The organism is Salinibacillus kushneri (genome assembly GCF_900111405.1).
Classification (GTDB): Bacteria; Bacillota; Bacilli; order Bacillales; family Alkalibacillaceae; genus Salinibacillus; species Salinibacillus kushneri.
The window spans coordinates 336,461-360,391 of the sequence record NZ_FOHJ01000002.1 but is presented as its reverse complement, the minus strand read 5'-3'; the positions used below and the strand labels follow the sequence as shown (position 1 = coordinate 360,391).

At 36.2% G+C, this 23,931-nt stretch carries 27 protein-coding genes, 1 tRNA gene and 2 pseudogenes; 11 read left to right on the top strand and 19 right to left on the bottom strand.

The window, feature by feature from the left end; genetic code table 11:
• Nucleotides 1-2: 2 nt before the first annotated feature.
• From BMX63_RS04310 to BMX63_RS04295, 4 genes are all read right to left on the bottom strand, one after another.
• Complete coding sequence (locus BMX63_RS04310) at nucleotides 3-1,037, bottom strand: sensor histidine kinase (protein WP_093132318.1); 1,035 nt, start codon at nucleotides 1,035-1,037, stop codon at nucleotides 3-5.
• Nucleotides 1,034-1,771, bottom strand: a complete 738-nt coding sequence (liaF, locus tag BMX63_RS04305) for a cell wall-active antibiotics response protein LiaF (protein WP_093132316.1) — start codon at nucleotides 1,769-1,771, stop codon at nucleotides 1,034-1,036. Before liaF ends, BMX63_RS04310 begins: the two co-directional genes overlap by 4 nt.
• Before the next feature lie 172 nt (nucleotides 1,772-1,943).
• Nucleotides 1,944-2,585, bottom strand: coding sequence for a PspA/IM30 family protein (locus BMX63_RS04300; RefSeq protein WP_093132314.1), 642 nt, complete (start codon nucleotides 2,583-2,585; stop codon nucleotides 1,944-1,946).
• Between the two features lie 23 nt (nucleotides 2,586-2,608).
• Nucleotides 2,609-2,959, bottom strand: coding sequence for a lmo0954 family membrane protein (locus BMX63_RS04295; RefSeq protein ID WP_093132312.1), 351 nt, complete (start codon nucleotides 2,957-2,959; stop codon nucleotides 2,609-2,611).
• A gap of 239 nt (nucleotides 2,960-3,198) precedes the next feature.
• Between BMX63_RS04295 and BMX63_RS04290 the strand changes: the two genes are divergently transcribed.
• A complete protein-coding gene (locus tag BMX63_RS04290; RefSeq protein WP_093132311.1) occupies nucleotides 3,199-3,651 on the top strand; it encodes a YueI family protein in 453 nt (150 codons plus the stop codon).
• A 6-nt stretch (nucleotides 3,652-3,657) separates the two neighbouring features.
• Here the strand turns inward: BMX63_RS04290 and BMX63_RS18275 are convergent, their stop codons facing one another.
• A complete protein-coding gene (locus tag BMX63_RS18275) occupies nucleotides 3,658-3,804 on the bottom strand; it encodes a DUF5670 family protein (protein WP_220083814.1) in 147 nt (48 codons plus the stop codon).
• Nucleotides 3,805-4,014: 210 nt separating this feature from the next.
• On the opposite strand from BMX63_RS18275, the gene BMX63_RS04285 reads away from it, so the two are divergent.
• Complete coding sequence (locus BMX63_RS04285) at nucleotides 4,015-4,794, top strand: Cof-type HAD-IIB family hydrolase (protein WP_093132309.1); 780 nt, start codon at nucleotides 4,015-4,017, stop codon at nucleotides 4,792-4,794.
• A gap of 57 nt (nucleotides 4,795-4,851) precedes the next feature.
• On the opposite strand, the gene BMX63_RS04280 is transcribed toward BMX63_RS04285, so the two are convergent.
• Nucleotides 4,852-5,775: a manganese-dependent inorganic pyrophosphatase gene (locus BMX63_RS04280; RefSeq protein WP_093132307.1), complete on the bottom strand. Its 924-nt coding sequence runs from the start codon at nucleotides 5,773-5,775 to the stop codon at nucleotides 4,852-4,854.
• 514 nt (nucleotides 5,776-6,289) lie between these two features.
• Between BMX63_RS04280 and BMX63_RS04275 the strand changes: the two genes are divergently transcribed.
• From BMX63_RS04275 to mnmH, 3 genes are all read left to right on the top strand, one after another.
• Nucleotides 6,290-6,751 carry a LytTR family DNA-binding domain-containing protein gene (locus BMX63_RS04275; RefSeq protein WP_177167176.1) on the top strand — a complete coding sequence of 154 codons (462 nt, stop codon included), beginning with the start codon at nucleotides 6,290-6,292 and terminating at the stop codon, nucleotides 6,749-6,751.
• A gap of 17 nt (nucleotides 6,752-6,768) precedes the next feature.
• The gene (locus BMX63_RS04270) at nucleotides 6,769-7,491 is read left to right on the top strand and encodes a hypothetical protein (RefSeq protein WP_093132303.1); all 723 of its coding nucleotides are present in this window, start codon (nucleotides 6,769-6,771) and stop codon (nucleotides 7,489-7,491) included.
• Nucleotides 7,492-7,582: 91 nt separating this feature from the next.
• Nucleotides 7,583-8,626: a tRNA 2-selenouridine(34) synthase MnmH gene (gene mnmH / locus BMX63_RS04265; RefSeq protein WP_093132301.1), complete on the top strand. Its 1,044-nt coding sequence runs from the start codon at nucleotides 7,583-7,585 to the stop codon at nucleotides 8,624-8,626.
• 216 nt (nucleotides 8,627-8,842) lie between these two features.
• Here the strand turns inward: mnmH and BMX63_RS04260 are convergent, their stop codons facing one another.
• Together BMX63_RS04260 and BMX63_RS04255 are read right to left on the bottom strand one after the other, a co-directional pair.
• Complete coding sequence (locus tag BMX63_RS04260) at nucleotides 8,843-9,532, bottom strand: LrgB family protein (protein WP_093132299.1); 690 nt, start codon at nucleotides 9,530-9,532, stop codon at nucleotides 8,843-8,845.
• The gene (locus BMX63_RS04255; protein WP_342731433.1) at nucleotides 9,525-9,905 is read right to left on the bottom strand and encodes a CidA/LrgA family protein; all 381 of its coding nucleotides are present in this window, start codon (nucleotides 9,903-9,905) and stop codon (nucleotides 9,525-9,527) included. Before BMX63_RS04255 ends, BMX63_RS04260 begins: the two co-directional genes overlap by 8 nt.
• Nucleotides 9,906-10,096: 191 nt before the next feature.
• On the opposite strand from BMX63_RS04255, the pseudogene BMX63_RS04250 reads away from it, so the two are divergent.
• From BMX63_RS04250 to BMX63_RS04240, 3 genes and pseudogenes are all read left to right on the top strand, one after another.
• Nucleotides 10,097-10,458, top strand: a pseudogene (locus tag BMX63_RS04250) (Lin0512 family protein).
• 150 nt (nucleotides 10,459-10,608) lie between these two features.
• The gene (locus tag BMX63_RS04245) at nucleotides 10,609-11,658 is read left to right on the top strand and encodes an IS1595 family transposase (protein WP_093132508.1); all 1,050 of its coding nucleotides are present in this window, start codon (nucleotides 10,609-10,611) and stop codon (nucleotides 11,656-11,658) included.
• A gap of 83 nt (nucleotides 11,659-11,741) precedes the next feature.
• A complete protein-coding gene (locus tag BMX63_RS04240; RefSeq protein WP_093132296.1) occupies nucleotides 11,742-12,098 on the top strand; it encodes a hypothetical protein in 357 nt (118 codons plus the stop codon).
• A 212-nt stretch (nucleotides 12,099-12,310) separates the two neighbouring features.
• Here the strand turns inward: BMX63_RS04240 and BMX63_RS04235 are convergent, their stop codons facing one another.
• Complete coding sequence (locus tag BMX63_RS04235) at nucleotides 12,311-13,072, bottom strand: PepSY domain-containing protein (protein WP_093132294.1); 762 nt, start codon at nucleotides 13,070-13,072, stop codon at nucleotides 12,311-12,313.
• Between the two features lie 172 nt (nucleotides 13,073-13,244).
• Here BMX63_RS04235 and BMX63_RS04230 point away from each other — a divergent pair.
• The 3 genes and pseudogenes from BMX63_RS04230 to BMX63_RS04220 all read left to right on the top strand — a co-directional run bounded on the left by BMX63_RS04230 (nucleotide 13,245) and on the right by BMX63_RS04220 (nucleotide 14,736).
• Nucleotides 13,245-13,987 (top strand): annotated as a pseudogene (locus BMX63_RS04230) (MerR family transcriptional regulator).
• 125 nt (nucleotides 13,988-14,112) lie between these two features.
• Nucleotides 14,113-14,185 (top strand) — tRNA-Thr (locus BMX63_RS04225).
• A 302-nt stretch (nucleotides 14,186-14,487) separates the two neighbouring features.
• Entirely contained in the window at nucleotides 14,488-14,736 is a 249-nt protein-coding gene (locus BMX63_RS04220; RefSeq protein WP_093132292.1) for a hypothetical protein, read from the top strand.
• 245 nt (nucleotides 14,737-14,981) lie between these two features.
• Here BMX63_RS04220 and BMX63_RS04215 read toward each other — a convergent pair whose 3' ends face one another.
• From BMX63_RS04215 to BMX63_RS04175, 10 genes are all read right to left on the bottom strand, one after another.
• A complete protein-coding gene (locus BMX63_RS04215; RefSeq protein WP_093132290.1) occupies nucleotides 14,982-15,437 on the bottom strand; it encodes a hypothetical protein in 456 nt (151 codons plus the stop codon).
• On the bottom strand, nucleotides 15,438-16,133 hold the full coding sequence (locus BMX63_RS04210; protein WP_177167175.1) for a DUF3800 domain-containing protein: 696 nt from the start codon (nucleotides 16,131-16,133) through the stop codon (nucleotides 15,438-15,440).
• Nucleotides 16,134-16,359: 226 nt separating this feature from the next.
• Complete coding sequence (locus tag BMX63_RS04205; protein ID WP_093132286.1) at nucleotides 16,360-17,310, bottom strand: glycoside hydrolase family 25 protein; 951 nt, start codon at nucleotides 17,308-17,310, stop codon at nucleotides 16,360-16,362.
• Between the two features lie 53 nt (nucleotides 17,311-17,363).
• A complete protein-coding gene (locus tag BMX63_RS04200; RefSeq protein ID WP_093132283.1) occupies nucleotides 17,364-17,621 on the bottom strand; it encodes a holin in 258 nt (85 codons plus the stop codon).
• A gap of 18 nt (nucleotides 17,622-17,639) precedes the next feature.
• Nucleotides 17,640-17,924: a hypothetical protein gene (locus BMX63_RS04195; protein ID WP_093132280.1), complete on the bottom strand. Its 285-nt coding sequence runs from the start codon at nucleotides 17,922-17,924 to the stop codon at nucleotides 17,640-17,642.
• A 56-nt stretch (nucleotides 17,925-17,980) separates the two neighbouring features.
• Entirely contained in the window at nucleotides 17,981-18,124 is a 144-nt protein-coding gene (locus BMX63_RS17910) for a hypothetical protein (RefSeq protein WP_177167174.1), read from the bottom strand.
• A gap of 113 nt (nucleotides 18,125-18,237) precedes the next feature.
• The gene (locus BMX63_RS04190) at nucleotides 18,238-18,438 is read right to left on the bottom strand and encodes a hypothetical protein (RefSeq protein ID WP_093132279.1); all 201 of its coding nucleotides are present in this window, start codon (nucleotides 18,436-18,438) and stop codon (nucleotides 18,238-18,240) included.
• Between the two features lie 14 nt (nucleotides 18,439-18,452).
• Nucleotides 18,453-21,887, bottom strand: coding sequence for a siphovirus ReqiPepy6 Gp37-like family protein (locus BMX63_RS04185; RefSeq protein WP_093132277.1), 3,435 nt, complete (start codon nucleotides 21,885-21,887; stop codon nucleotides 18,453-18,455).
• A gap of 10 nt (nucleotides 21,888-21,897) precedes the next feature.
• Nucleotides 21,898-22,857 (bottom strand): hypothetical protein, encoded by a 960-nt coding sequence (locus BMX63_RS04180; RefSeq protein ID WP_093132275.1) that lies wholly within the window; start codon nucleotides 22,855-22,857, stop codon nucleotides 21,898-21,900.
• A gap of 218 nt (nucleotides 22,858-23,075) precedes the next feature.
• The gene (locus BMX63_RS04175; RefSeq protein ID WP_093132273.1) at nucleotides 23,076-23,927 is read right to left on the bottom strand and encodes a phage tail family protein; all 852 of its coding nucleotides are present in this window, start codon (nucleotides 23,925-23,927) and stop codon (nucleotides 23,076-23,078) included.
• Nucleotides 23,928-23,931 lie beyond the last annotated feature (4 nt).

Below are 23,931 nucleotides of genomic sequence, written 5' to 3'. Positions count from 1 at the left end.
TTTTAGTAATCCTTTAAATAAGGGACTTTCACTTCTAATCTTGTACCCTCATCCTCCAAACTGACGATTTTCAGAGTTCCGCCTATTTCCAGAGCTCGTTCATGCATATTTTGCAAGCCATATGAGCTCGTTTTCGCTTCTTCAACATTAAAGCCTATCCCATCATCCAAGATGCGCATAATAACATGATCATCTCTTTCTATTAAGAGAACCTCGAGTTTATTGGCTTTTGCATGTCTGAGTGTATTTGAAACAGATTCCTGTACTATCCGAAATAATTGATCTTCAATCCCTTTTTCCAGCGATATGGATTCCAGCTGCCAATTAACCTCCATCGGTACTTTTTGGGTTAATTCCTCTAACAGCTCCTCTATCCCCTCCTGAAGGGATTTCCCTTTTAAAGCCACAGGTCTTAAATGCAGCAATAGTGCCCGCATTTCTAATTGTGACTGATGGATCATATTTTCTGTTAAAGTTAATTGCTTTTGTAACGCTGTATCCTGGGGTGGATTAGATTCATTAATAGCTGACATCATCATGGAAGCTGCAAACAACTGTTGACTAACCGAATCATGAAGCTCTCTAGCCAGCCGGTTCCTTTCCTGAACAACCACTTCCTGTAAACTCTGTTCTCTATCCTGCGCACGTTCCGTAGCCAATCGTTGAAAGGTTTCTGTTTGCTTTTTAAATTTCTCATCAATCTGCAGAATTTGCTCCTGGATAAGCTGTAGATCCTTTATCATTCCTTCATCTTCTGTTGTGAGCTTCGGGCCCTGAATCAGTTCATCCAGCTTCCTCTGGACAAATTGAAGATTTTGTCTGGAAACCATTCCATAGGTCAGCCCGCCAATAATGCCTAAAACAATGGATAAGGCTAATATAAACCAGATAAAAGGAAACTTGTTTAAAATATAAGTATCCAGGAGCATTTGCCAGTTGTCTAACGGAAAAGTGAGAAAGGTAACGAATAAAATGAGTATCGTTAAACTGATAGCTGCTATGATTCCCACCATCATTTGTTTAAAGATCCAATTCATATGCGTCTCACCTCAATATCTCCAGACCATATTGAGGTGATAATTTTCACCCTGGACTCATGGGTGTCATAGTTTTTTGTCTTGTAGGCGAGGGTATCATTCATCAACTTTTTATGATGTTCACCTAAAATATGCGCACGCCCAAAGATTGAACTATGAACAAGCTGTACCTCTACTTCATAGGGAACATAAATGACAATGTTTCCAATTAAATGGCGAATGGATATAACGGCCTGGTTAGGGAGAACCGTATGACTTAAATCGATAATCCGGTCCCCAAAACCACTATGAATACTTATATCACTCCATTTATAAGAAGTACGAGAGGTTGTCTGATCACCAAATAAACGATTGTTTAATAATGGCTTCATTTTAATTAATGATTCCTGATTATCCACTTGATGCATTTCATCAACTTCAAATTGCGGTGTGATTTGTTCAGGCTCCTTTTTCATTCTCTGATAGTGAAGGATAAAAAGTATGACACCAGCTATAATTAAAAATCGAACCGCCATCGTATTCAATATATTAAAGAAGAGGCTTACACCGCCTATCAAAAAGACAATCTTTCCCCATGTATGTGAGAATTTTCTCCACCCGACAAAAATCATGAAAGCAGAAAATAAAATAGAAAAAATTAACCATCCATTAAAAAACAAAATCTCTAACAAAAAGAGAGCAATCACAATAACAATTATCCAGTTTAGAGTATCGGTCGGTATACGTTGAAACATCTGTGAAGCCCTCCTTAATCTAAAAGCAAAAAATGTCTGGGTCAGCTCCCATTATAAAATAACGTATGAACCATTATGTAAAAAAGACACAGAATTTCTGCGCCTTTTTTATAAACCTAAATCTGAAACGACGAATGTTGTCTAAATATGTTATTAGCATACCACATTTCATTTAATTGGCGGAAGTTTTTTCCTGCTCCTGCAGCTTTCGTTCTAATTGATCCATTTTACTATCAAATGTGTTTCGATAATAGGCACTGTTTACTTTTTGTTCTATGTTCTGGATGTAGCGGTCTATTTCATCAAAACGCGAAAAAGACTTTTCTGGATATTCATCCATTACTTGATTGATACGGTATTGAGCACGGGCTACATTTTCTCTGGCCATTAAATCCATACGTTTTAATTTCATATCTTTAAGTCGATGCTTCATTTCCTCATATTTACGTTCCAGCATCTCAAGCTTCTCTTCCATTTCATTCCGCATGGCCTTCATGCGTTCAGCACGAGATTCATATTCAGTAAGTTCCTGGCTGGCAAACTGTTCCATTTCTGTTTCTCCAGCTTTATTAGCAATTTCAGTTTGTCGTCTACGCTTGTCCGCCATATCTCTTGCTTGATAATACTCTCTTGTATACTCCTCTTTTAAACGGTATTGTCTACTAATGAGTTTCCGCACATTTTCGGTTTCCTTTTCACTCTCACGAAGATACTGATTCAATTTTGCTATCGGATTTTTCTCCTCCTTCTCATCCATCATTTGATGAAGATCTGCTGAAATGGAATCTGTTAATCGTTTAAATAAATTCGCCATAAAAAATCTCTCCTTTTCGCCTCTTATTTATTTAATTCAGCCCATTCGCTCTCAAAGTTAACGAAAGGGTCTTCTGAAGAATCAGAACGTGACCGATTAGATTTTTCGTGTTTCCATTCTTTATAAATGAGGTATAACCCATATCCAGCTGCAAGACCTATCACAGCAAACAGATTAGAAAAGGCAACACTTACAACAAACAATCCTAATATCGCCCAGCCAATTTTACCTACAGTGGAATCTGCTTTCATGAATTGTTTAAATATGATATACAATAACCAGACGCTCACCCCAAGTAAAATCATTGGCCCAAGATGAGCTAACAATACCAATAAGGCAATAAGCCCTAAAATAAATAATCCAAATTTTTTCATGTACACCAGCCTCCCTTCAAAAGCTTGTCTCTATCATATCGAGAAAAACACCTAAGCATAACGAACCACAGATATATTTCCATATAAGACTTAAGGTTTAGTTAGGAAAGCGGAAGGGTCTTGATTAGCTCCGACTGTGTAAGCAAGCCCCATGGAGTGGTATGCTTTTGGCCAAATTAAACGAGCTTCAGAATGAATCATTAGAGTAGAAAAATACATCAAGAAAGGTGGGAGATTTTATGTCCAAATCAAAAATGGATGAATATATAGAAGAAGGGATTTACGGAAAAAAACAAACAAAACCTGATGAAAGAAGACGATATTTAGGCTCTTTACGTGAGCGGGTGATTTTAGCATTAACCAAAGGACAGGTTATGAAGAAAAAGGGAATGAAGCAATTGGAAGAGGAAATAAAAGCACACCCTGATGCAAGGATTCTTATCAACGGAAAGATTCGATCTTCATATTTTAACCAGTACAAAAAGGTAGCCAATCAGTATAATATCCCATACAAATCTGTCACCAATAAAAATGTCAAAACAGAGTTAGGGTTAATTTTAGTTGTGGATTATGCCATTGAGAAGGAAAACATTTATATGAAAGAAGATCAGGCAGCAAATCAGGAAAAAGAAGCAAACTCAAATAAGCTACTATCTATTTTAAAATATTTATTTACTGGTTCAAGAGATTAAATCAGTCTATTTTTTAGAAAAACGCTGGCCTATTTTAAACACTATAACAAATAGAGCTACAACCAAAAGGATATGGATAAATTTCCCTATCACATTTAAAATCAGACCAATTATCCATAACGATAGAATGAACATGATTATTTTCCAAAGCATATAGATCACACCTTTCTTTAAAAAATATGATTCGGTTACATCTCGTTTCAGGGACTGAAGACTTAAATAAGATTAAGCTGTACAATTGTTTCATTATCCCTGCTAACCATAAGAAGGTTCCTCCTACTTATTCATTTTATCACTTCCATAGGCGTTGTTCTTATTTTAGTGTAAAATAGAACGAGACTAAAAGAAAATAGGTGATGGAATTTGACAACAAAAAGCATCGTATTTTTTGATATTGACGGAACTTTACTAGACCACGACAAAAAATTACCTGACACGACTAAAAAAGCAGTATTAGATTTAAAAACCCAGGGTCACATTGTTGCCATTGCGACAGGACGGGCTCCTTTTATGTTTGAGAACATAAGGAAGGAACTGGGGATTGATACCTATGTCAGCTATAACGGACAATATGTGGTTTCACAAAATAAAGAGGTCTACACAAACCCGATTAACAAGAAAAGCATGGAAGAGTTAACGAAAATGGCAGTGCAAAACAATCACCCACTTGTTTATATGAATGAGCATATGATGAAATCAAATATTAAATATCATGCTCATGTAGACAAAAGTCTTTCCGATTTAAAATTCAGTCATCCTGAATATGATCCTGAATTTTTCAAAGGTCGCGACCTGTATCAGTCATTGATATTCTGTACGGCAGGAGAAGAAAAACCTTATGAGGAATATTTTAACGATATAACCTTTATACGCTGGCACGAACTTTCCATGGACGTTATTCCAACCGGAGGCTCAAAAGCAAAGGGTATTCAAGAGGTAATAGATGATCTGGGCATTCCACTCGAGAATGTTTATGCTTTTGGTGATGGCTTAAATGATATTGAAATGCTCAAAACCGTACCAAATAGTATTGCAATGGGCAATGGGTTTCCAGAGGTGAAAAATGCAGCTCAATATGTAACAAAACCTGTAGATCAAGATGGTATTCTCCACGGGCTAAAGATGGTCGAATTAGTTAAGTAAATGACCAATAACGAAAAAAGGTTGTGAACCAGCACAATTGGTTCACAACCTTTTTTGTTACATCGCCTCTTTAACAAAAGGAACGATTTGTTTCTTACGGGATACAACGCCTTCTAACGTTGCTTTATTTTCGGATAATGTTACATCAAACGCTTTTTCTACAGCATCAACGCGATTTCCTAATGCCAGAGCCTCGGAGTTGTTATTAAGAATATCTGTAACAACAAACAGGAATAATCCGAGCCCTTTATCATTAATGGTTTTAGTGATTGCCTCTTCCATCTCGCTTTGGCGGGATAAAACATCATTAGGATCTACCACATTCACTTGTGCAATTTCTACTTTGTCTGAACCCATTTCGAACTCTTTAGCATCCAGTGAAATAAGATCTTCAGCTGTTTTATCACTAACATCTGCACCCGCTTTTAGCATTTCCAACCCATAGCTTTCTGCGTCTACGTCTGCAATCTCAGCGAGCTCTTTAGCCGCTTGAACATCTTCCTCTGTGCAAGTAGGGGATTTAAATAATAGAGAGTCAGAGATAATGCAGGATAACATTAAGCCGGCAATGTCTTTTGGAATCTCAACACCATTCTCTTTATAAAGCTTATTTAAAATGGTTGCTGTACAGCCCACAGGCTCTGCACGATAATATAGTGGATCACTGGTTTCAAAATTTGCAATACGATGGTGATCTACCACTTCTGTTACTTGTACCTGGTCAATGTCACTAACGCTTTGCTGACGCTCATTATGATCGACTAAAATAACTTGATCTACTTCATTGGCAACTGCCTCAACATATCTTGGAGCCTCTACCTGAAATTGATCCAAAGCATATTGGGTTTCACCATTGACCTCGCCCAAACGTACAGGCTCTGCATCCATACCTAGTTCTGATTTAAGATGTGCATACGCAATGGCTGAACCAATCGTATCTGTGTCAGGATTTTTGTGTCCAAATACGAGTACTTTACCCATTATGAATTCTCCTTTTCATCTATAATTTAGTATGTAGTCTAGTTAAACTATTTTTTATATAAACTTCATATCTACAATAAAATAAACGGGAATAATAATCAAGAAACTTCATAATAAAAAGGGAATTACTGACAGGTCTTACGAAGAACAGCTGGTGTAAATGGAAGGGAATTAGTTCATTGAGAGAAAGGTTGTAAAGCAATGTCATTGGGGGGGTACAGAGATTTCAACGTGATAAAATATGGACAGAAAGGGATGATCAATGAGAACGCTAGACTTCCATAAATCAATCGATCATTTTTTGACTAGACGCTACTCTATTTATTTTATATAATGATGGAACCGTTCACGAAGCCTATAACGTTCTATGAACATCCACTTTGTCAAACTCGTAAAAACACGAGTAGTTATCTTCCTATTTAAGTATATAAAGGATGAATTGCAAAGAAAAGGCAAGTCGATGTTCATGAATTTTTATTGACAATACAATTGTATTATGGTAGGAGTGATCTACTTGTCAACTTCAGATTCATGCAAATATATGACGGTAATAGAAGTCGGGTCGGATAAATCTTATAAAAATGTGATGATTAATTTAAATGATGTCGATTATATCGAATCAGAAAACCGTCGCCTAGTATATTATATTGGCGATAAACGTTACCTTCAAATCACAAAATTAAGTGAAATGAAGTCCGTTCTGAATGAACAGGATGGATTTGTCTCTTTAGATCGTACCAACTTGGTTAATTTAAATAAGGTTAAGGAATATGACCAGAACTTGGGCAATGTTTATTTTGATCAAAAAAGCGAAAGCGAAGGTAAAAGGAGCTTTACAACGATTGCAAAAATAAAACAAAAAATTCTCTCCCCTCTTATTCACAGAGCTATCGCCCAAAACCTAGGTTTGCAGAGGACAACAACTGTGGATAGTCAAAATAAACAACGTTTGTTTAAACAACCAGAGCAGGAATAAGAAGGAGACCGAAGGATATGTCCAGTTTATTATTTATTTTGGAATTCGTATTTGGAGCTCTTGAAGCCTTTGCAACATTACTATTATCTATTACGATTTTTCGTATCCCATTTCGCAGTGTATATTTTCGACTGCTACTTTTAGGCTTTATTATATCAGGTATATCTCTATTATTTTATAATGTGTGGAATCTCCCATTCTATTTTGGAGAAATGGTGAATCACAGTTTAACAATCCTCTTTTTCTTTCTTTTCGTGTATCTAAAATTATGGGAATCCTTTATGGTAACGATTGTTGGTTATTTAAGTGCATCATTAGTTCAAGGTGTCGCTTATTACTTCTTAAGTACAGTCGGAATCATTGAAGGAAATTTGGTTTCGACATCACTAGAAAGTTTTACTTCATTAATGACACTTCAATTTATTTATGCGATTATTATTTTTCACCTGTCTATTATTTTTTATCGTTATCGTTTGGGATTTCTTATATCTACAGATACCCATTCATCTAAAAATGACAGTCACACAAAATCGATAAAGATCTCTATTATCATTAGTATCACGCTTTTACTGGCCTTTTTTGTGGGTCATTTTGTTGTTATGAATAAGCTGGATTCTATTCAATCGTGGATTATCCTCATATACCTTGGTGCTGCTTTGCTCAGCTTAGTATTTATTTACTTACTCAATCGTGAACATTTGGAGGATGAATATGAAAATCTAAAAAACCATTTTCATTAAGATTAAGCCTCTGTGATTTTCTTTTTTTGCTTATTAGATTTACAATATATGTGGACAAGGTTTTTTCTATTATTAGAAAGGCTGATTTTTTATGTTTCAGGAAATGACATTAGAAGAATTACAATCTAAAGCAAAACAAGGAAAATTAACTATAATTGATGTTCGTTCTCCTTCAGAATACGAAGACTCGAAGATACCGAATAGTGTGAACATCCCCGTTTTTGATGATGAAGAACGAAAAGAAGTAGGGACTATTTATAAACAAGTGAGTCCAAAAGCAGCAAGAGAGAGGGGGATTGAAATTTTTTCAGCTAAGCTCCCTCAATTTATCAATGAAGTCAAAGAATTAGACGGAGAAAAGGTTGTATATTGCTGGCGTGGAGGTATGCGAAGTAAGGCCGCAGCAACTGTTGTTGATTTAGCGGGAACCCCTGTATTTCGACTAAACGGTGGCTTTAGAACCTATCGAAATTGGGTCGTCAATACCCTTGAAAATTTTGATATGAAGCCACACGCATTTGTATTAAACGGTTATACAGGTACAGGGAAAACAGAAATTTTACAAAAGCTTAAGTCTGAAGGCTATCCTGTTTTAGACTTGGAAGGAATGGCCAATCATCGTGGTTCTATTTTCGGGCAAATTGGACGAAAGCCTCACAATCAAAAAAAATTTGATTCCTTGTTAGTTCATGAACTTCTTCGTTATCAAGACGATGAATATGTACTCATGGAAGGAGAAAGTAAGCGCATCGGAAAAGCCGTTCTTCCTTCATTTTTAATGGATAAGAAAGATGAAGGGGTACAGATTTATATTGAGCTGCCAAAGGAAGAAAGAGTAAGGATTATTCTGGATGAATACCAGCCATGGAACTATCCAGAGGAATGTATAGAAGCTTTCCATATGATAAAAAAACGAATACACACACCGGTCGCTAAAGAAATCGAACAAGCCCTGCATGATGAAAATTTTGAGATTGCCATTGAATTACTGTTAGACTATTATTATGACCCACGCTATCAACATTCTATTACACAATACGCCGAGGACCAGATTATCCCGATTAAAGCTAAAAATACTGAAGATGCTACACAACAAATCAAACAATTACTGACAAAGAAGAATGTACTCCATTAGAATGTATAAAAGCCAAAGCACCCATTAGCGACGTACGGACTGGACGAAAGCCGTAAGCATTAAAAGAAACACCAGTAGCGGAATCGAGTTGATGTTGACTTATTCTATGGAAGTTCCGCTAGTCGCCGGCGCTGAAGCTGAACGTGGCTATTCCTGTATGTTATTAGCAGTTCATATACTATGAAAAAAACCGCCCCTAAAGGACGGTTTTTTCATTTACATCAATATATTTGTAAGTATAGGACTTAAAATGGAAATAACAACTGCACTAAGTGACATAGCCACTGTACTAACTGCACCTGCCAGCACACCGTATTCCATCACTTTCGATGTGCCAATAGCATGAGAGGCACTTCCCACCCCTATTCCTATTGCCAAAAAATGGGTAATCCCCAACCGTTTTAGAATCGCCGGTCCTGTAATAGCTCCGCCAATTCCTGCTATCATGACAAACACTGTTGCCATCGGGGCAATCCCACCTAATGATTCGGTAATTTCCATCGCAACAGGTGTGGTAGAATTTTTCGGAATAAGGGAGTAAATGACTTGATGATCAAAGTGTAACCACTTGGCTAATAAAAGCCCTGTAGTAATTCCTAATAGAGACCCTATTCCTACACCAGCTAATAAGGGAAAAGGATACTTTTTCACCATTTCCCACTGATTATATAGTGGATATGCTAACGCTACAACTGCGGGCCCCAGTAACCAATCAATCCATTTCCCTCCCTGCATATAGGCATCATAAGGAATATGAAATAGAATGAGTGTAATAGCAATAGCTACTGTTGCCACAAAAACAGGCAGCAAAATCGGATAGGGGTATTTTTGATAAATGTAAAGAGCTCCCATATAGGCAATTAAAGTACCTATTACACCTAGAAGTCCCAAAAATAAGCTATTCATGATCATTCACCCTTTTTCTCGCTAAATACTGACTTATTCCGCCTGAACCAACAATAACTATCAAAGTACTGATAAAAGCAATTGGAATAAGCAATATCCCTTTTCCATTAAAAATAGATAAATAATTTATAATACCAACAGTGACCGGAATAAATAATAGAGGCAAGTGCTTAATTAATAATTTTGCCCCTTCATCCACCCATTTCGTTTTAAATTTTGTTGTCAGTAAAACCATAAACAACAACAGCATTCCAATAATACTTCCTGGAATAATGAGATGAAAAAACTGTTGAATCTTTGTCCCTATTACGTAAAAAATCGATAAAATACCAACTTGCAGTAAGATTTTGGCTACAGCATGAATGTTTCCCAAGTTCCCGTGATCCTCCTGCTCTGAATGTATTCGTTTGGCTGTGTTAAAGCTTATAGTTGATTTTTTCCCAAGTTGATTGGAGCGGAAATCAACTCAACACCTATGTTTAACAGAGCCGTTCGTTTAATTAACAGTCTCTATTTTATTATAATATATGTAGCAAGCTTAAATGAATAAAAGGAGTATGTGTCATGAAAAAATTATTATTTATTGAAACTGGAATGGGTATTGATGTACACGGTCAAAATGTGACAAAAGCAGCTGTTCGTGCTGTGCATAATGCGATTCACTTTAACTCGATGCCTGGAATAAAGGAATTACTGCCTGACCAAAACCTGGAAAATATGCGCGTGAATATCAAACTTGGTATACCAGAAAAAATCAAGATCAGTTAGATAAAGAGGATGTAAAAAACGAAATCCCTTATGGGAAGGTTATGGTAGATGTACAAAAAGGCGGACTTGCCACAACTCACGGTATTGTACTTGAAGATAAAGAAGATCAAAACGATTTAATGTACATGGTGGTAGCTGCTGTTGAAGTAGGATATTAGGGTATAAATAGCGCTGAACCATTGGCTGCTAGTCGGCCTTCGGGTTCAGCGTTTTTCTTTTTTCTATAGGCTCTGTTAAAGTTAGTTGTTGATAATTTGATTAACAGGAACAAATGTTCTATAATTGGCTTAACAATATAAAAGTTGGTGATGACCGTGAGAGCAACTGATATTCTAAAAGCCATTCAAAAACTAAATCCAGCAGAGAAGCATCGTTTACGTGAGTATTTAATTGATGCTCTTACTGCATCTTCCTCAACAGGAACTGTTCTGCAAGAAATATCTGAACGCAAAAATAAGGGTGGTTATCAATGTCCCGATTGTGAGTCAGAGCATATTGTTAGGTATGGGAAATACTCAACTATTGTTGATGGCGAAGAAGTAGAAAAGCAACGTTATCGCTGTAAAGCGTGTAAAAAGACATTTACTGACCTAACAAATACTGCTCTATATCGAACACGCCATCTCAATCAATGGATTAAATTCATCGAATGTATGATAGAGGGATATTCTCTGCGTAAATCTGCTGAATTAGTTGGTAATGTTACTCACGTTACATTGTTCTACTGGAGGCACAAACTCTTATCATCATTAAAACAAATGGAAATATCTAATTTTGAAGGTATCGTTGAAATGGACGAGACCTATTTCCTATACTCAGAAAAAGGACAAAGAAAGATAAAAGACAGAAAACCCCGCAAACGTGGAGGTTCCGCTAATAAACGGGGCATAAGCAACGAACAAGTTTGTGTCTTAGTCGCAAGAGACCGTGAAAAGATGACTTTTTCGCAGACATTGGGAATGGGTCGATTAACAAAAGAGCAGTTAGACAAAGCTATCGGACATAAACTTTCAAATGAAAATGTTTTATGCACCGATTCTTGGCGTGCCTTTAAAACATATGCTGCTGAAAAAGGGATGGATATTTATCAATTCAAGTCTGATGGTAAGGTTCGCACAAAGGGACTATACCATATCCAGAACGTTAACAATTATCACCGAAGACTTAAAGGATGGATACAACGTTTTAATGGAGTTGCAACTAAATATCTGAATAATTACCTTGCTTGGTTTCAGGTGTTAGAATCCATTCAACATCAAAGGAATCCTATTACTATGAATGACTTGATGATTAAAGGGAATTTAATACAAAATATGGAAACATATGATACACTTAGGTTATCTAGATTCACGATATAAACATTACTGCTTGTTCAATAACTGTGACGAAAAAAATGGTGGAACGTCTATATAAACAAGAACTTATGCAAGGAGGAAAATGTATGAAAAAAATAGTTTCCTTGGTGCTTTTTTTCCTATTTCTAGTTGGATGTTCTTCAGCTAATTCGTCTAATCATACTGAGCAATTTATCGGAGAAATAAATGCGATAAATGATAATGTGGTCAGAGTAGATTGCTCTGATGAAGTTAACAAAACGGATGATACTTGGGGTTATGAATGTCCGATAGAGGTTACTGATGAAACAACCTTGGAAGAACAAGGTGGGAAGAAATTAAATTTCGAGAACTTTAGTGAAGGTTCGGTAGTAGAGGTAACTCTGACTTCTAGCAGAGACCTTATGAATGATGCTAAACCATTTAGGGCAGATAAAGTTATGAAATTAAGTGACAGTGAGTAACTTTATCTATTATTGAAGTATTGGGAGTGCATTAGTTTAACAAGCAAATATTATAAAAATGGAACTTCCACAAATTAGGAAGTTCTATTTTTATAAGTAATATCAACATTAAACTTTAACAGAGCCTTTCTATAAGAGGACGTATAACACATAGAAAAAAAGAAAACATATAACGAAGGCTAAGGAGTCACAGCCAAGCGTTATTTCAAGTGCTAATCATCTTCACGCTCTGTTGATATGGATAAGATAGCTCCTGTGTATGCATCAATTTCAATCTCAGCTTCATGGGTTGCACTCACCATTTTGATGTCATAGTATAACCGCCCATCATCATCAAGTTCTACTTCTTCTACTCTTCCATCAAAGGTAATTTCTGATTGGGCTATTTGGATAGCTTGATCCTGGATAATAGGAAGTTTTTGTTTTTTAGGCTGCTCAAATCTTACGGCTTTTACATCATCATCAGCTTTTTCAGCTGTAGAATGATGGTTATCATTCTCCTGCTCTGAGGGGTTATCCGTTTTCACCCTTTTCCTTTCATCATTATCGTTGTTTTGCTGTTTGGATTTGTTTGTTTGGGATGTTTCAGAATTTGCATCTTCATCAGTATTTTCGGTTGAATTTTCCTTTTTTGTATCATCGGCTTCTTCTGATGACTCTTTTGACGCACTCTTTTTTTCAACCTTCGCCGAAGCTTTCTGTTCCAGTCGTATAACCTCGCCTGTTTCCCCATCTAAAACAAGTTCGTATTCGTGTCTATCGCCCTTCATTTCCATCTCATAAACGACACGATTCCCATCCTTCTCAAGTCCAATCTCTATAACCTCGCCTTGAAACTGACTTTTTGCAATATCACGTGCTTCTTCAATCGATAATGAGGCTGCAGATGAAGTTTTCGACATTTGATATATAACCATTCCAACACTAAATGCCACAACCATCGCAATGATGGAAACCAGAACTTTTTTCTTCATGTCTTCCCTCCTATAATGATTCTACCTTACTTCCTTCTCGTTGGGCTGCTATTTTTCCTTTTTACAGTAAATTATGTGGTGAGCATACGAAAAAATAAGATAAATCCGATTTGTCCAGGGGTTGACTTTCACGTAGCGTGATACTTTAAGGTATAGAATGAAAGGATGGTTTATGCTCATGAAAATAAAAGAAGTAGCAAATTTAGTCGGGATTAGTGTGCGCACACTTCACCATTATGATGAAATCGGATTATTGACACCAAAAAAGAAAAATGACTCAGGATACCGTATTTATACAGAAAAAGACCTGGAGACCCTGCAACAGATTTTATTTTTCAGAGAGCTGGACTTCTCTTTAAGACAAATTAAAGAAATGATAAATAGTCCAGTATTTGACCGGGAAGAAGCACTTATTATGCAAAGAAAAATGCTGCAGGAGAGACGTCGTCGGCTTGATCAAATGATTGAGACCATTGATAAAACGATTCAAATGAGAAAGGAGAAATTAGAATGTCGAACAAGGAAAAGTTTGCGGGCTTTGATTTTACCTACAATCCCTATGAAGAAGAAGCACGTGAACGTTGGGGAAATAAAGCCGTAGATGACTCCAGAGCCAAAATCAACAACATGTCTAAGGAGGAACAAAAAGGATTAGGCGAAGAATTTGATAAAATTTATAAGGATCTAGCTGCTATACGTCACCTCTCACCAAAGTCTGTCGAGGCGCAGAATACCATTAAAGTGTGGTATAATTACCTAAACAAAATCGGCCATTACTCCTTAGACGCCTTTAAAGGTTTAGGTCAAATGTATGTAGACGATGAACGTTTTACTCAAAATATCGACCGGTATGGAGAAGGATTAGCCGTATTCATGCGTGATGCTATGGCCTTTTATGCAGACCGAAACAAATAACCAAATAGAATATCTTGCTCTGACTCTGTTTAGTAAAAAAAGTAAATTGTATGTTACCCTTGAAGATTTTGATAGAATGTATTATTATTTTCTATGTGACTTTTATAACCCAACTATAACGATATGCTGGTGTAGCACAGTTGGCAGTGCACTTCACTCGTAATGAAGGGGTCGGAGGTTCGAATCCTCTCACCAGCATCTTTCACAAAAATTGCTATAAAGCAATTCCTGATATGTTCGGGGATTGCTTTTTTATTTTTCTAATCCCTTTTTGCCGACATTTTGACGGCGAAACCGCAAAATTTAATGATTTTAGATGGTCTGAAGTGGTGCGAAATGCAAACTCTGCACTTAAATATATAAGGAAAAAATAATCCCACCAATTACTACTAAAGCAGAAAAAATACCTGCTGCATATTCCTTATCGGACTGATTCATATAAAGGAATTATTTAACTTTTGTCGAATATATAGAGTTAATCACATGGAGGGGAGAAACAAATGAATAAATTTCTGCATGTAGGTGACGTTTTGGAAGGCCTATTTCAACTGGTAGAAGATGTAAAACTTGATAAGCATTTAATGAAGGGATACCAGGAGATAACGGAGTATTACTATTCATTGGAGAAAGATGAATCGGAGTATACACGGATTTGTGTGGAGCAGATTGAGGAAACAATCAAGGAAATGGACAGGATACTCTTTAGCGTGGATATGGAGACAAAAGATAAGCCTCACCTGTTAGGGTGAGGCTTTTGGTTCCTATTGATGGATGTTATTCATTGAATTTAGCATTATATATAATATATCACATAAAATATAAATGAACAGGCAACTGATTACTAGCAAATAAAAAAGCCCAGGAACATCTGGGCTTTTTTAGCCGCTGATTTGCTGGTTCAGCTGACTGAAACCTTTGTAGGTCCCAATACATTAAGTAAAGGACGATTTGTTAATTTAATTATACTTCTTATCTATGTATATTACAAGAGAAATCACTTATAAAAGTGTTTTGGAGTCCATATTGGATTTTTTCGTATTAATTTTGAAACACGGTTGTTATCAACTAAAAAGGCTGTAACAAAGTGAGCTTTATGATAGTCCTTGTTGTTCAAATTGATTACCACTACATAATCGTCTGGAGTAACCACACACACTCGTCTAGTAAAATCATTTCTTTTTCTCTTTTTATCATATCCAGCGTATAAAGTTAAATTTTTATCTTTTAATGCTTTGCCTATCCATTCTATTCTTTCTGCTCTATCCCAATTAAATACACTTTTATCTTGTTTTTTTCTTGATGAACTTGAGAAAAAGGCATGATCAAATTGTCTTTTAGAGAATCTAACAGTTGTTTTGTCAAAGGTTTCGATTGGATTTGCACAATAAGTTTCTTCATAATACATTCGATATTCTTCAATAGTTTGGAGTTTTAGGAGACTGTGATACATTTAGTTACCTCCATTCCAAATATGAAAAATATTGAATTTACTAGTATATGAAGGTGTTGGTCCAATCGACATACCTAAATATGATTCAATCTTATAAATTAAATTTAACTTTGCTTCACTACTGTTTATTTCATTATATTTATAATTTATAGCACCCATAAATAAATCTGCTAATTGTATAAATTCAGATTGATGGGAGGCAATAGCTTGTACACGATAAATTACTGACCAGGGATTTGCATTTTGTAAAACATCATGTAACACATTTAAACGATCAGGGTCTTTATTTTTCTTCTGATCAAGATAAATTGCATATTCATTATCATTTTTTATTTTATGGTGTAATAGCTGATAATAAAATTTATAAAATCCTAATTCGCTATCATTTTTATGATACTTCTCCATGTCTACCTTGTTACTATCTACAATGAGAGCCCTAAATTGAAGGCCATCTTCCTTAAAAAATAAATCAACCAAATCAAAGTAAAAATCTATCTTAGATGGGCTTACTGAATTCCATTTAAATTCATTTTTAATATTGTGTTTATTTCTTAAATATTTAATTTTGCTTTTAATTTTTTCTTTTTCTTCTTTAGGTAACCAAATGCCACCAAGAGAAAAATATGTTGCATCTTTTTTTGCCCTCTCACTATACAGTAATTCTGGCCTACTTTCATCACAAAAAATCAAATTCAATATCATACACCTCAATAGCCATTTTTCTTTAAATAAAATTATGGAATTGTAACTGTCCCAAATCTATAATAGTAGTGATAATGCTAGATAATGTTCGACTCAATTCTCTATAATTCTATCAAATATTATGGTTATCCACAACATTCTCATAAACTTATCCACATATTTATTAAGATGTTATCCACAATAAAAGCCCCACCATAAAGGTGAGGCTTTTCCTTATTTCTTATTTTACTCTCAATTTTTGGCCGGTATAAATCAAGTTTTTATTCTTGATATTATTCCACTTTGCTAACTGATTAACAGTTGTGTCATAAGCATCTGCTATCCTAGTTAGGTTATCCCCTTCTTCTACAATGTAATATTTCTTCTTTACGGATCCGTTGATTGTTAATTTTTGACCTGGATGAATTAGGTCAATATTATCTATGTCATTATTCTGGGCAATCTGATCTACGGTTGTATCATACTTAGCTGCGATTTTAGATAAAGTATCACCGGACCTAACCGTGTATATTTCGAGTCCACCCAGCTTTTCTTCTTTATCTTCTTTTTTAGGCTGTTCCTTCTTGTCTCTAAAATGACTATAAGCATAGTTCATATCGACTCTCCCTGCAATTCCATCAACATGTCCTGTGCTTGTATATTGCCACATCTTATACTGGCCATCATAAGTACACTCATCTGACCATTGAGCAACCCATTTGTCAAAACGATTTAACTTTGAACTATTTAATTTAGTTGTAAGCCAGTGAAGGTTAGCATAAAGAGATACATAGTACCCTGCATCTTCAACTTTATCTAAGAAGGTATGACAAATTTCTACTAGTTCTTTATCGCTAGGCATACCACGATCACGTTTGTAATGGTCAGCATCTTCCATATCAAACGCTACAGGAAAGGTTGGATTCTTACCTTTCAACAATCGTAAAGCATGGTCAGCTTCACTTTTTGCAGCTTGTACATCCATAGCATAACTATAAAGGTAAGCACCCCATGGGATACCTACCCGTTCACACTCTCGTACATTTCGTTCAAATTTTTCATCATCCTGAGATTTAATGTCACTACCATAACCCATACGAATCATCGCAAATTCAATTCCATCTTTTTTGACTGCATCCCAATCAATATTTCCTTGGTGTTTTGACACGTCAATACCTTTTAGTTTTACCATTAATTATCATCCTCTCCTTTTCATAATAAAAAAGGCGCCTTTAATCGAGCGCCTTATTTCGCAACTTTGTTCTTCTTTTTCACTAGCTCAAATAACCCGGTAGAAGCAAGTCCAGCTAAACCACCAGACCAAATACGCATTGTCAGTCCCAAATCAGTGAACGGATAACCTACAATTCCGATTAGAATACCGATAAGAAAACTGATGAACGGAATATATTTTTTAGGTATTTTCTGTGTCTTTTTCACCAATTCAACCAATGCAGTAATTACAGGAGCAAGGATTGTTGCGAACATTAATACTTGTTCCATTCTTTTCACCTCCTTCCTTTAAATAAATACTTTTAAAAAGGCAGCTGCTAATCCTAAAATGCCAATAATTAAACCGCCCCAATTCAGGACGGCTTTACCCACTTTTGATTTACCTTCTTCTACTTTTTGCATGGCAGCTACTTTCTTCTCTAATTCTCCAATTTCTTCCCTTAGCCCGTTATATTGTTTAATCATGGTGCGTGTTTCTTTCATGTCACTTCTCAGGTCCTTGAAGTCGTCTTGGATAGATAATATTTGCTCAAATAACTGCTTGTTTGTGTACCATTGTTCCTGTTCTGTCATACTTGACCCCCTACATTTAGACATAAAAAAGACGCCTTATCGGCGCCTAAAATTCATTAAATGAAATCGTTATAGCCATCTTCATATACTACTTCTTCACCAAATCTTCCATCTAACTCTTCGCCATACTCCACTTCTTCTAAGTCATCGAATTCAATTTCCGGATCTGTTTGAAAGAAATTTAAAATTCTTTTAAACATGGATTCACCTCAACTTGTTAGAAGGTTATTTTAAAGGTAGCATATCCATATTAAGTCCACATTATAAGTTTGTTCGATTTCTGTAAATTAAATGTACGCATAAAAAATACGCCTTACTTGGCGCTCGTTTTTTCTTGGGCAGATTTTGGCTTTTCATTAATATTGTGTTTTTCTATAATGTCTTCTAATTCTTCTGCATATTTAACCACACTCTGTTTAGCAGCTATTTCATTAGCCAACTGTAGTTCTAAATTCGCAATTTTATTAGCAAGATTTGCTTGTACATCTTGCGCATTGATTTTTACAGGATTCATATTAATCTCTCCTTTTAAAACCCTATAGCTAATATTTGATAACCTATACTACTTTCCGGCTTCTCTGAATCACCCCAAGCCTGAACAATATTAAATGAACTTGATGATATAGACTCAACAGTGGTATTATGCCACAACCCTCTGTCGTTACCTAGAACTTGTGTTTGTTGAACGGTTAAACAAGCATTAGGAAATGGTTTGGGAAAAGAAACTGTATCGGTATAGTAAGTGGCAGGACTATACGATCTTCTTGGAGATTCAAAGGTAAACCATTGAATTATTAGACCGTTCGGAAATTCGATATACCCTTCACCGCTACTATTAAAGTCTACATTAGCCGAAGAAAATACATCTTTCCCCTTCACCTTTAAGTCATTCTTAAAGTCCGAGGTATCTAAACTAATCTCCGCTATATTCGATCTTAAAGAGTCTAACCTTCCGTCCAAGATATTAAGGTTTAAAACGCCTTGCTGTGCTATATCGAAGTTAACATCACTACCAAGTTTACTAATTTTCCAGCCACCGTAAGATGTTCCTCCAATTGATTCTTGATATGCTCCGTCTTTTGGCGTTAAACCGAACCAATTGTCATATATTCCGTTATAAACATGACCAGCTACACCTTCCGACCCACTAAAAACTGTCTCAACTGTGTAATTTTCATAATCACCAAATCCAGTATATTTGGTTCCTGTGAAATTCATTCGAGCATCATCTATGGTCATTTCTCCCCAACCGCCATTAGATTGGAAGCTAGAACCTTCAATTATAGCTCCACTAACCGTACCACTAAATGTTCCACTTGCACCTTCTAGGTCTCCAGCAAACTTTAAGTTACCGTTTTCATCCACATAGAAGACATCGCTCCATGGATCTGCGGCATCATCTCTACTCTGAACAAATATACCATCTGTTGCATTTAAGCCACTTCTCACTAGCTCATCTGAGCGAACCGCTAAAAATCCATCTGCGTTTGATATACTAACACCATTATATTCTTGACCTTCCATAATGCCGTTTTCATCCACATAAGCTTCTGCGTCTGCTACCGCGTCTAAATAAGCATTTTCACTCACAGTATCCGCGTATCCTTCTGCTGCTGATTGTGATTGATTAGCTTTGGTTTGTGCACCTGTTGTAGTTTCTATCGTTCCTGTACCCACGTCAACATCAATCTTATCTTTGGCACTCTTACCAGCGTTTGCATTATCTCTCACAATTCCGGCATTGGAACCACCAACATTAGCAGTATCATTAGAAGTATTTTCACTAGTTACATCCCCAATTTTTACCCAATCAGCACTACTAAAAGTTGCACTTTGAGTCTTTGTTACCGTAGATCGATAAACAGCCCCGTTATTATCCCATAAGTCACCTGCATCATATGGGGTAACAGGTTGAGCGACAAATACTCTTCGTTTACTGTCAGCTGTATCTTGAGCATCTGCTGCATCCTCAAGAGCTTTTGCGATTCCTTCATCACGTACTAACACCCATTCATAAATTCCATTCTTTTTAGCAAACCTGTAGGAATAGCCATTATCAGTGTTAAAAAACAAGTCACCAACATGACGTGACCTCATGTCATCGTCTGACCATTCAATTGCTGGCATGTTGGTTAAAGTTGGCGTGTGAGCGTAGAAGTGAGACTGAACTTGATGATCTATCTGTGCTTGGATGTCAGCAATATCACTGTCATAAACGGTAGCTTCTACATAATTTGTTAAACGAGAATCCGTATAAACATTAGCATTTCTCTCAGCTTGATCCGCCTTTTCCTGAGCCCCTTGTTTATCTTCTATAGTACTGGATGGTCTACCATCAACATTTTCTGTATCATTGGCCCTATTTTTACCTGTCACGTCTGCACCAGCTTCGTTTGGCTTCAAGTCTTCAACTAAAGTGCCGTCAGAATAAACAAGCTCCCCTGCTTCCGTTGGTGTTGCTTTACGCCATATTGTACCGTCATGTGCTTTTAAAATATACGGATGCTTACTTATATCAAGCCATAATACTTCCGTATCTGACGGAGCTATAGTGCTTTTGATAACTTTCTTTTCTGCATACTGTTCAGTATAGTTAATTGCGTTTTGTTCAGCTTCTTTGGATTCTTCACTAGCATACCGCTTAGATTCCTCTAAATTTTCCTGCGCTTGCTTAACTCTTTCTTGTTGTTCTTTTGATAGTTGACCATCACTATATTCTTTTGCTTCCTGGGCTTGAATCTTAGCAAATTTTGCAGGGATTTCTTGCTTTTCTACACCGTTTAACTCATCAAACTTGTTCTTGATTTTAGTAATAAATGTTGGAAGGGACTCGCCAAACGTAGCTTCTAAACGAAATCCTCCAGCTTCATGTACTTCTAAAAATTTAGTTATGGGAGCTGCCATTTTAACTCCCCATGACTTATTTAGAATACTAACCCTATCCCCTAAATCAAAGTCTACTTCATATTCAAATGGAGTACGGACAATTTTTTGGCCGTTCGGAATTCGATTAATATTTTCAGTAACGGGCGTTAATATCTGCGCTTCCAAATACAATTTATTTTGCATTTCCGATAGCTTTAATTCGCCACGTTCGATCAGTTGTTGTTCAATTTCATCCTCTGATAACTCTTCTTCAGAACCTTCACTATTCCCAATGTCACGAGCATCAATAAACGTTTCTATTCGATCTAGCCCTTTTTCTTCATCACCAATTTCAACAATCTTTCTTTCTTCTCCTTCACCTTGTCCTCCTACATAGGCACTATTTTTATATTCCTTATCTGAATCGGAGAAGTGTTGAGACTTTACGGTTCCAAATTCAGGACTGAAAACGACAGGTGAATTACCTTCAGTATTGTTTTGTCTTAAGTCTTTTGACTTCAATACATCAAAGATGAATTTTTTGTTTTTGGTATCAGCGTAAACCATCCAACCTAAACCAGTACGTTTTCCTATAGCCTCTAACTCATCGCTAACCTTTTTATAGCGAGATTCATACTCTATGTAATCTCCCTGATGAAGGTTAGGGGCAATTTCGAGCTGTGGCATTTTTCTCTCAGGATCTTCAGGGGTTATAAAATGTTTATCAATAAAATGTTTCATTACCGTTTCTGCATCACCACTTATCTGATCATGAGATTTGTTGTCTGGTGGTACGGTAATTCTTCTAGTAATGATTCCTTTTAATGAATACCCTGTTATCTTCCAGTTTTCCGTTTCCTTTCCATTTTGATCAAGTGCAATTTCCTTCGTTAGGATAATCCCTGCTTTGTGTTTTTGCTTATCCAAAACGATAATATTCCCTTTTTTAAACGCATCCGCACCATGCATATATTTGTTAATGTGTAATTCAAAACTACCAACACCATAGAAGTCACGTTCAAATTGTAAGCTTGAATAATTGTCCGTTTCCATGACTAAATCAATAAATGGAGTATACACTCTGATTGGCAATTGCATGCTATACCACCTACTGTATTTTCGCCCAAGTTAAGAAGGCGTCATTAAAATTAATAGTACTTAGTCCTGTGGAGAATGGATGCAAATAGAAGGTGACCCTATCCCCCGCTTCAAAATATTGAAATCCATGGTTAACAAAAATATTATCGTTATTGTGAGATACCACGAATGAGAAGAGTAATCTACTGTTCTCACCGTTAACATACGTCCTAAACTGTATTTCGCTACCAGGTTCTAAGCTAGGTTCGGTCGAAACGTATATTCTAAACATATACACACCGGATTTTTGAATAGTGATTTCGCTCTTTTCAGCATCATAATTAGTGTTGATGTTTTTTCTAGCAGCTCCAAATGGAATTTTAGTGTGAACATCATTATTACCAGACCAGCTTTGATTATTAGCTGTATCAAGGTAAGGGCTATTAATAACGCTAAAAATACCATTTTCATCTACGTCAATTCCTCGATAAATATTATGAAGAGGAATATACCCACAAACATTTCGATTTGTTCGCTCGTCCGTAATTTGACTTTGCTCAACGAATGATTTACCTGCAATAATTCGTACCTGCGCTACACTTAATTCATGTACATAGTCATTGCGAGTTAAAGCAGGAGGCACTGGATCAGTAGAGGGGGTTCCTTTTTTTATATATGCATAGACTCTACGCTCGTCAGGATCATTATCGAAGGCTATAACAACTCGATCAATACGATCTTCCGTTGGCTCGGCTGTATCGTGAGTTAAGTCCATTGCACTAGTATTCTCATACATATAACCATTAGCAAAAGCATAACCAGCACCTAGAGATACAGTCATATTCTGTTTTTCCGTTACAGTTAAATCTGGCAAATCAGCTGTATTTGATACTCCATTTCCAATTATTTGGGCATGAAATCGTGCAAAATCCGCTGCTTGATAGATGCGTTGATCTTGATCTGTACTGTCAAAAAAATAACTTCTTTCCATTGTTTCAACTCCTTCATACATTTTAAAAGATGTTGTTTTAAAACCTTTTAATGGGCCTGCACATAGCCTTTCGCATATGTTTTTATTCTCTGATGAAGTAAAGAGTGTATTTTTTGCGGATTATGACTATTTTGAACAGTTAAATTAGTATTTTGTACTATGGTCGTCTCTTTTGAGTCGACCTTTTTTCTTTTCCTCATTTTACATTTACCCCCTTCCTAAATCCCTACATATCTCGATTGCCAACCAACTGCTACAATCGCATTAGCAACACCACTATCTGCAATATACTCTACTTCGTTATCCCCAGGTAACAGTGACCAAAAGTCTGAATCGTCGTCCAAATACCCCCATGCTTTTTCTATAACACTGCCATTACGGTAAATTTCAACTCTTTTATTCTGTGCATTGGTATCAATATGAAGAACTTCATCAGACGATAGTGTTCGATTTAGTTTGATGAATTTGTTTGTTGTTAGATTTCGCACTTCTGGATTTGTAACAGGCCCCTGAATATCAATCGTTATTGGAGCATCTGTATCACCGTCATTTGTTAAAGTCGTAGAGTCTCCACTAACACCTAATTCAATAGGAAAGTTAAACGGAAAACTAAACTTTCCTTGATAAGCACTTAGTGCCCGACTAACTTCCTGCGGGTCTTTCCAGTATGGATCAGGGCATTTCCAAGTAATCATGAATTGTTGAACTGGATTTGTACTACGTTCGGGAAACATTGGGACACCATCTAATGCACCGTATATTTCTTTGATATCTCCATCTAATTCAAATGTAATTTTTCCTGGCCCTAATTTCGGATTACAGACACGTAAGATTTCTTTACGATACTTTTTGATTTCCTTTAAATTAACTTTTGTAATGGCACCTTCCAGCTCAATATACCTTGGTTGCAATACGGTATCGATATGTGTATCTCCATCTTGATAAGGTGCTTTTTGGCTTTGTAAATCAGCATCCACTTCGCCAATTCCTGTTAAAGATACAATCAAAAAAGGTGATAGATAAAAAGTAATGCTCTCACCTCTACTATTTTCATAAGTTAAACGTCTCATTATC

Excerpts from the sequence above, each read along its gene's own strand:
- BMX63_RS04310 (WP_093132318.1), bottom strand. The coding sequence starts at position 1,037 with ATGAATTGGATCTTTAAACAAATGATGGTGGGAATCATAGCAGCTATC.
- liaF (WP_093132316.1), bottom strand. The coding sequence starts at position 1,771 with ATGTTTCAACGTATACCGACCGATACTCTAAACTGGATAATTGTTATT.
- BMX63_RS04300 (WP_093132314.1), bottom strand. The coding sequence starts at position 2,585 with ATGGCGAATTTATTTAAACGATTAACAGATTCCATTTCAGCAGATCTT.
- BMX63_RS04295 (WP_093132312.1), bottom strand. The coding sequence starts at position 2,959 with ATGAAAAAATTTGGATTATTTATTTTAGGGCTTATTGCCTTATTGGTA.
- BMX63_RS04290 (WP_093132311.1), top strand. The coding sequence starts at position 3,199 with ATGTCCAAATCAAAAATGGATGAATATATAGAAGAAGGGATTTACGGA.
- BMX63_RS18275 (WP_220083814.1), bottom strand. The coding sequence starts at position 3,804 with ATGCTTTGGAAAATAATCATGTTCATTCTATCGTTATGGATAATTGGT.
- BMX63_RS04280 (WP_093132307.1), bottom strand. The coding sequence starts at position 5,775 with ATGGGTAAAGTACTCGTATTTGGACACAAAAATCCTGACACAGATACG.
- BMX63_RS04270 (WP_093132303.1), top strand. The coding sequence starts at position 6,769 with ATGTCCAGTTTATTATTTATTTTGGAATTCGTATTTGGAGCTCTTGAA.
- mnmH (WP_093132301.1), top strand. The coding sequence starts at position 7,583 with ATGTTTCAGGAAATGACATTAGAAGAATTACAATCTAAAGCAAAACAA.
- BMX63_RS04260 (WP_093132299.1), bottom strand. The coding sequence starts at position 9,532 with ATGAATAGCTTATTTTTGGGACTTCTAGGTGTAATAGGTACTTTAATT.
- BMX63_RS04245 (WP_093132508.1), top strand. The coding sequence starts at position 10,609 with ATGACCGTGAGAGCAACTGATATTCTAAAAGCCATTCAAAAACTAAAT.
- BMX63_RS04240 (WP_093132296.1), top strand. The coding sequence starts at position 11,742 with ATGAAAAAAATAGTTTCCTTGGTGCTTTTTTTCCTATTTCTAGTTGGA.
- BMX63_RS04235 (WP_093132294.1), bottom strand. The coding sequence starts at position 13,072 with ATGAAGAAAAAAGTTCTGGTTTCCATCATTGCGATGGTTGTGGCATTT.
- BMX63_RS04220 (WP_093132292.1), top strand. The coding sequence starts at position 14,488 with ATGAATAAATTTCTGCATGTAGGTGACGTTTTGGAAGGCCTATTTCAA.
- BMX63_RS04215 (WP_093132290.1), bottom strand. The coding sequence starts at position 15,437 with ATGTATCACAGTCTCCTAAAACTCCAAACTATTGAAGAATATCGAATG.
- BMX63_RS04205 (WP_093132286.1), bottom strand. The coding sequence starts at position 17,310 with ATGGTAAAACTAAAAGGTATTGACGTGTCAAAACACCAAGGAAATATT.
- BMX63_RS04200 (WP_093132283.1), bottom strand. The coding sequence starts at position 17,621 with ATGGAACAAGTATTAATGTTCGCAACAATCCTTGCTCCTGTAATTACT.
- BMX63_RS04195 (WP_093132280.1), bottom strand. The coding sequence starts at position 17,924 with ATGACAGAACAGGAACAATGGTACACAAACAAGCAGTTATTTGAGCAA.
- BMX63_RS17910 (WP_177167174.1), bottom strand. The coding sequence starts at position 18,124 with ATGTTTAAAAGAATTTTAAATTTCTTTCAAACAGATCCGGAAATTGAA.
- BMX63_RS04190 (WP_093132279.1), bottom strand. The coding sequence starts at position 18,438 with ATGAATCCTGTAAAAATCAATGCGCAAGATGTACAAGCAAATCTTGCT.
- BMX63_RS04185 (WP_093132277.1), bottom strand. The coding sequence starts at position 21,887 with ATGCAATTGCCAATCAGAGTGTATACTCCATTTATTGATTTAGTCATG.
- BMX63_RS04180 (WP_093132275.1), bottom strand. The coding sequence starts at position 22,857 with ATGGAAAGAAGTTATTTTTTTGACAGTACAGATCAAGATCAACGCATC.
- BMX63_RS04175 (WP_093132273.1), bottom strand. The coding sequence starts at position 23,927 with ATGAGACGTTTAACTTATGAAAATAGTAGAGGTGAGAGCATTACTTTT.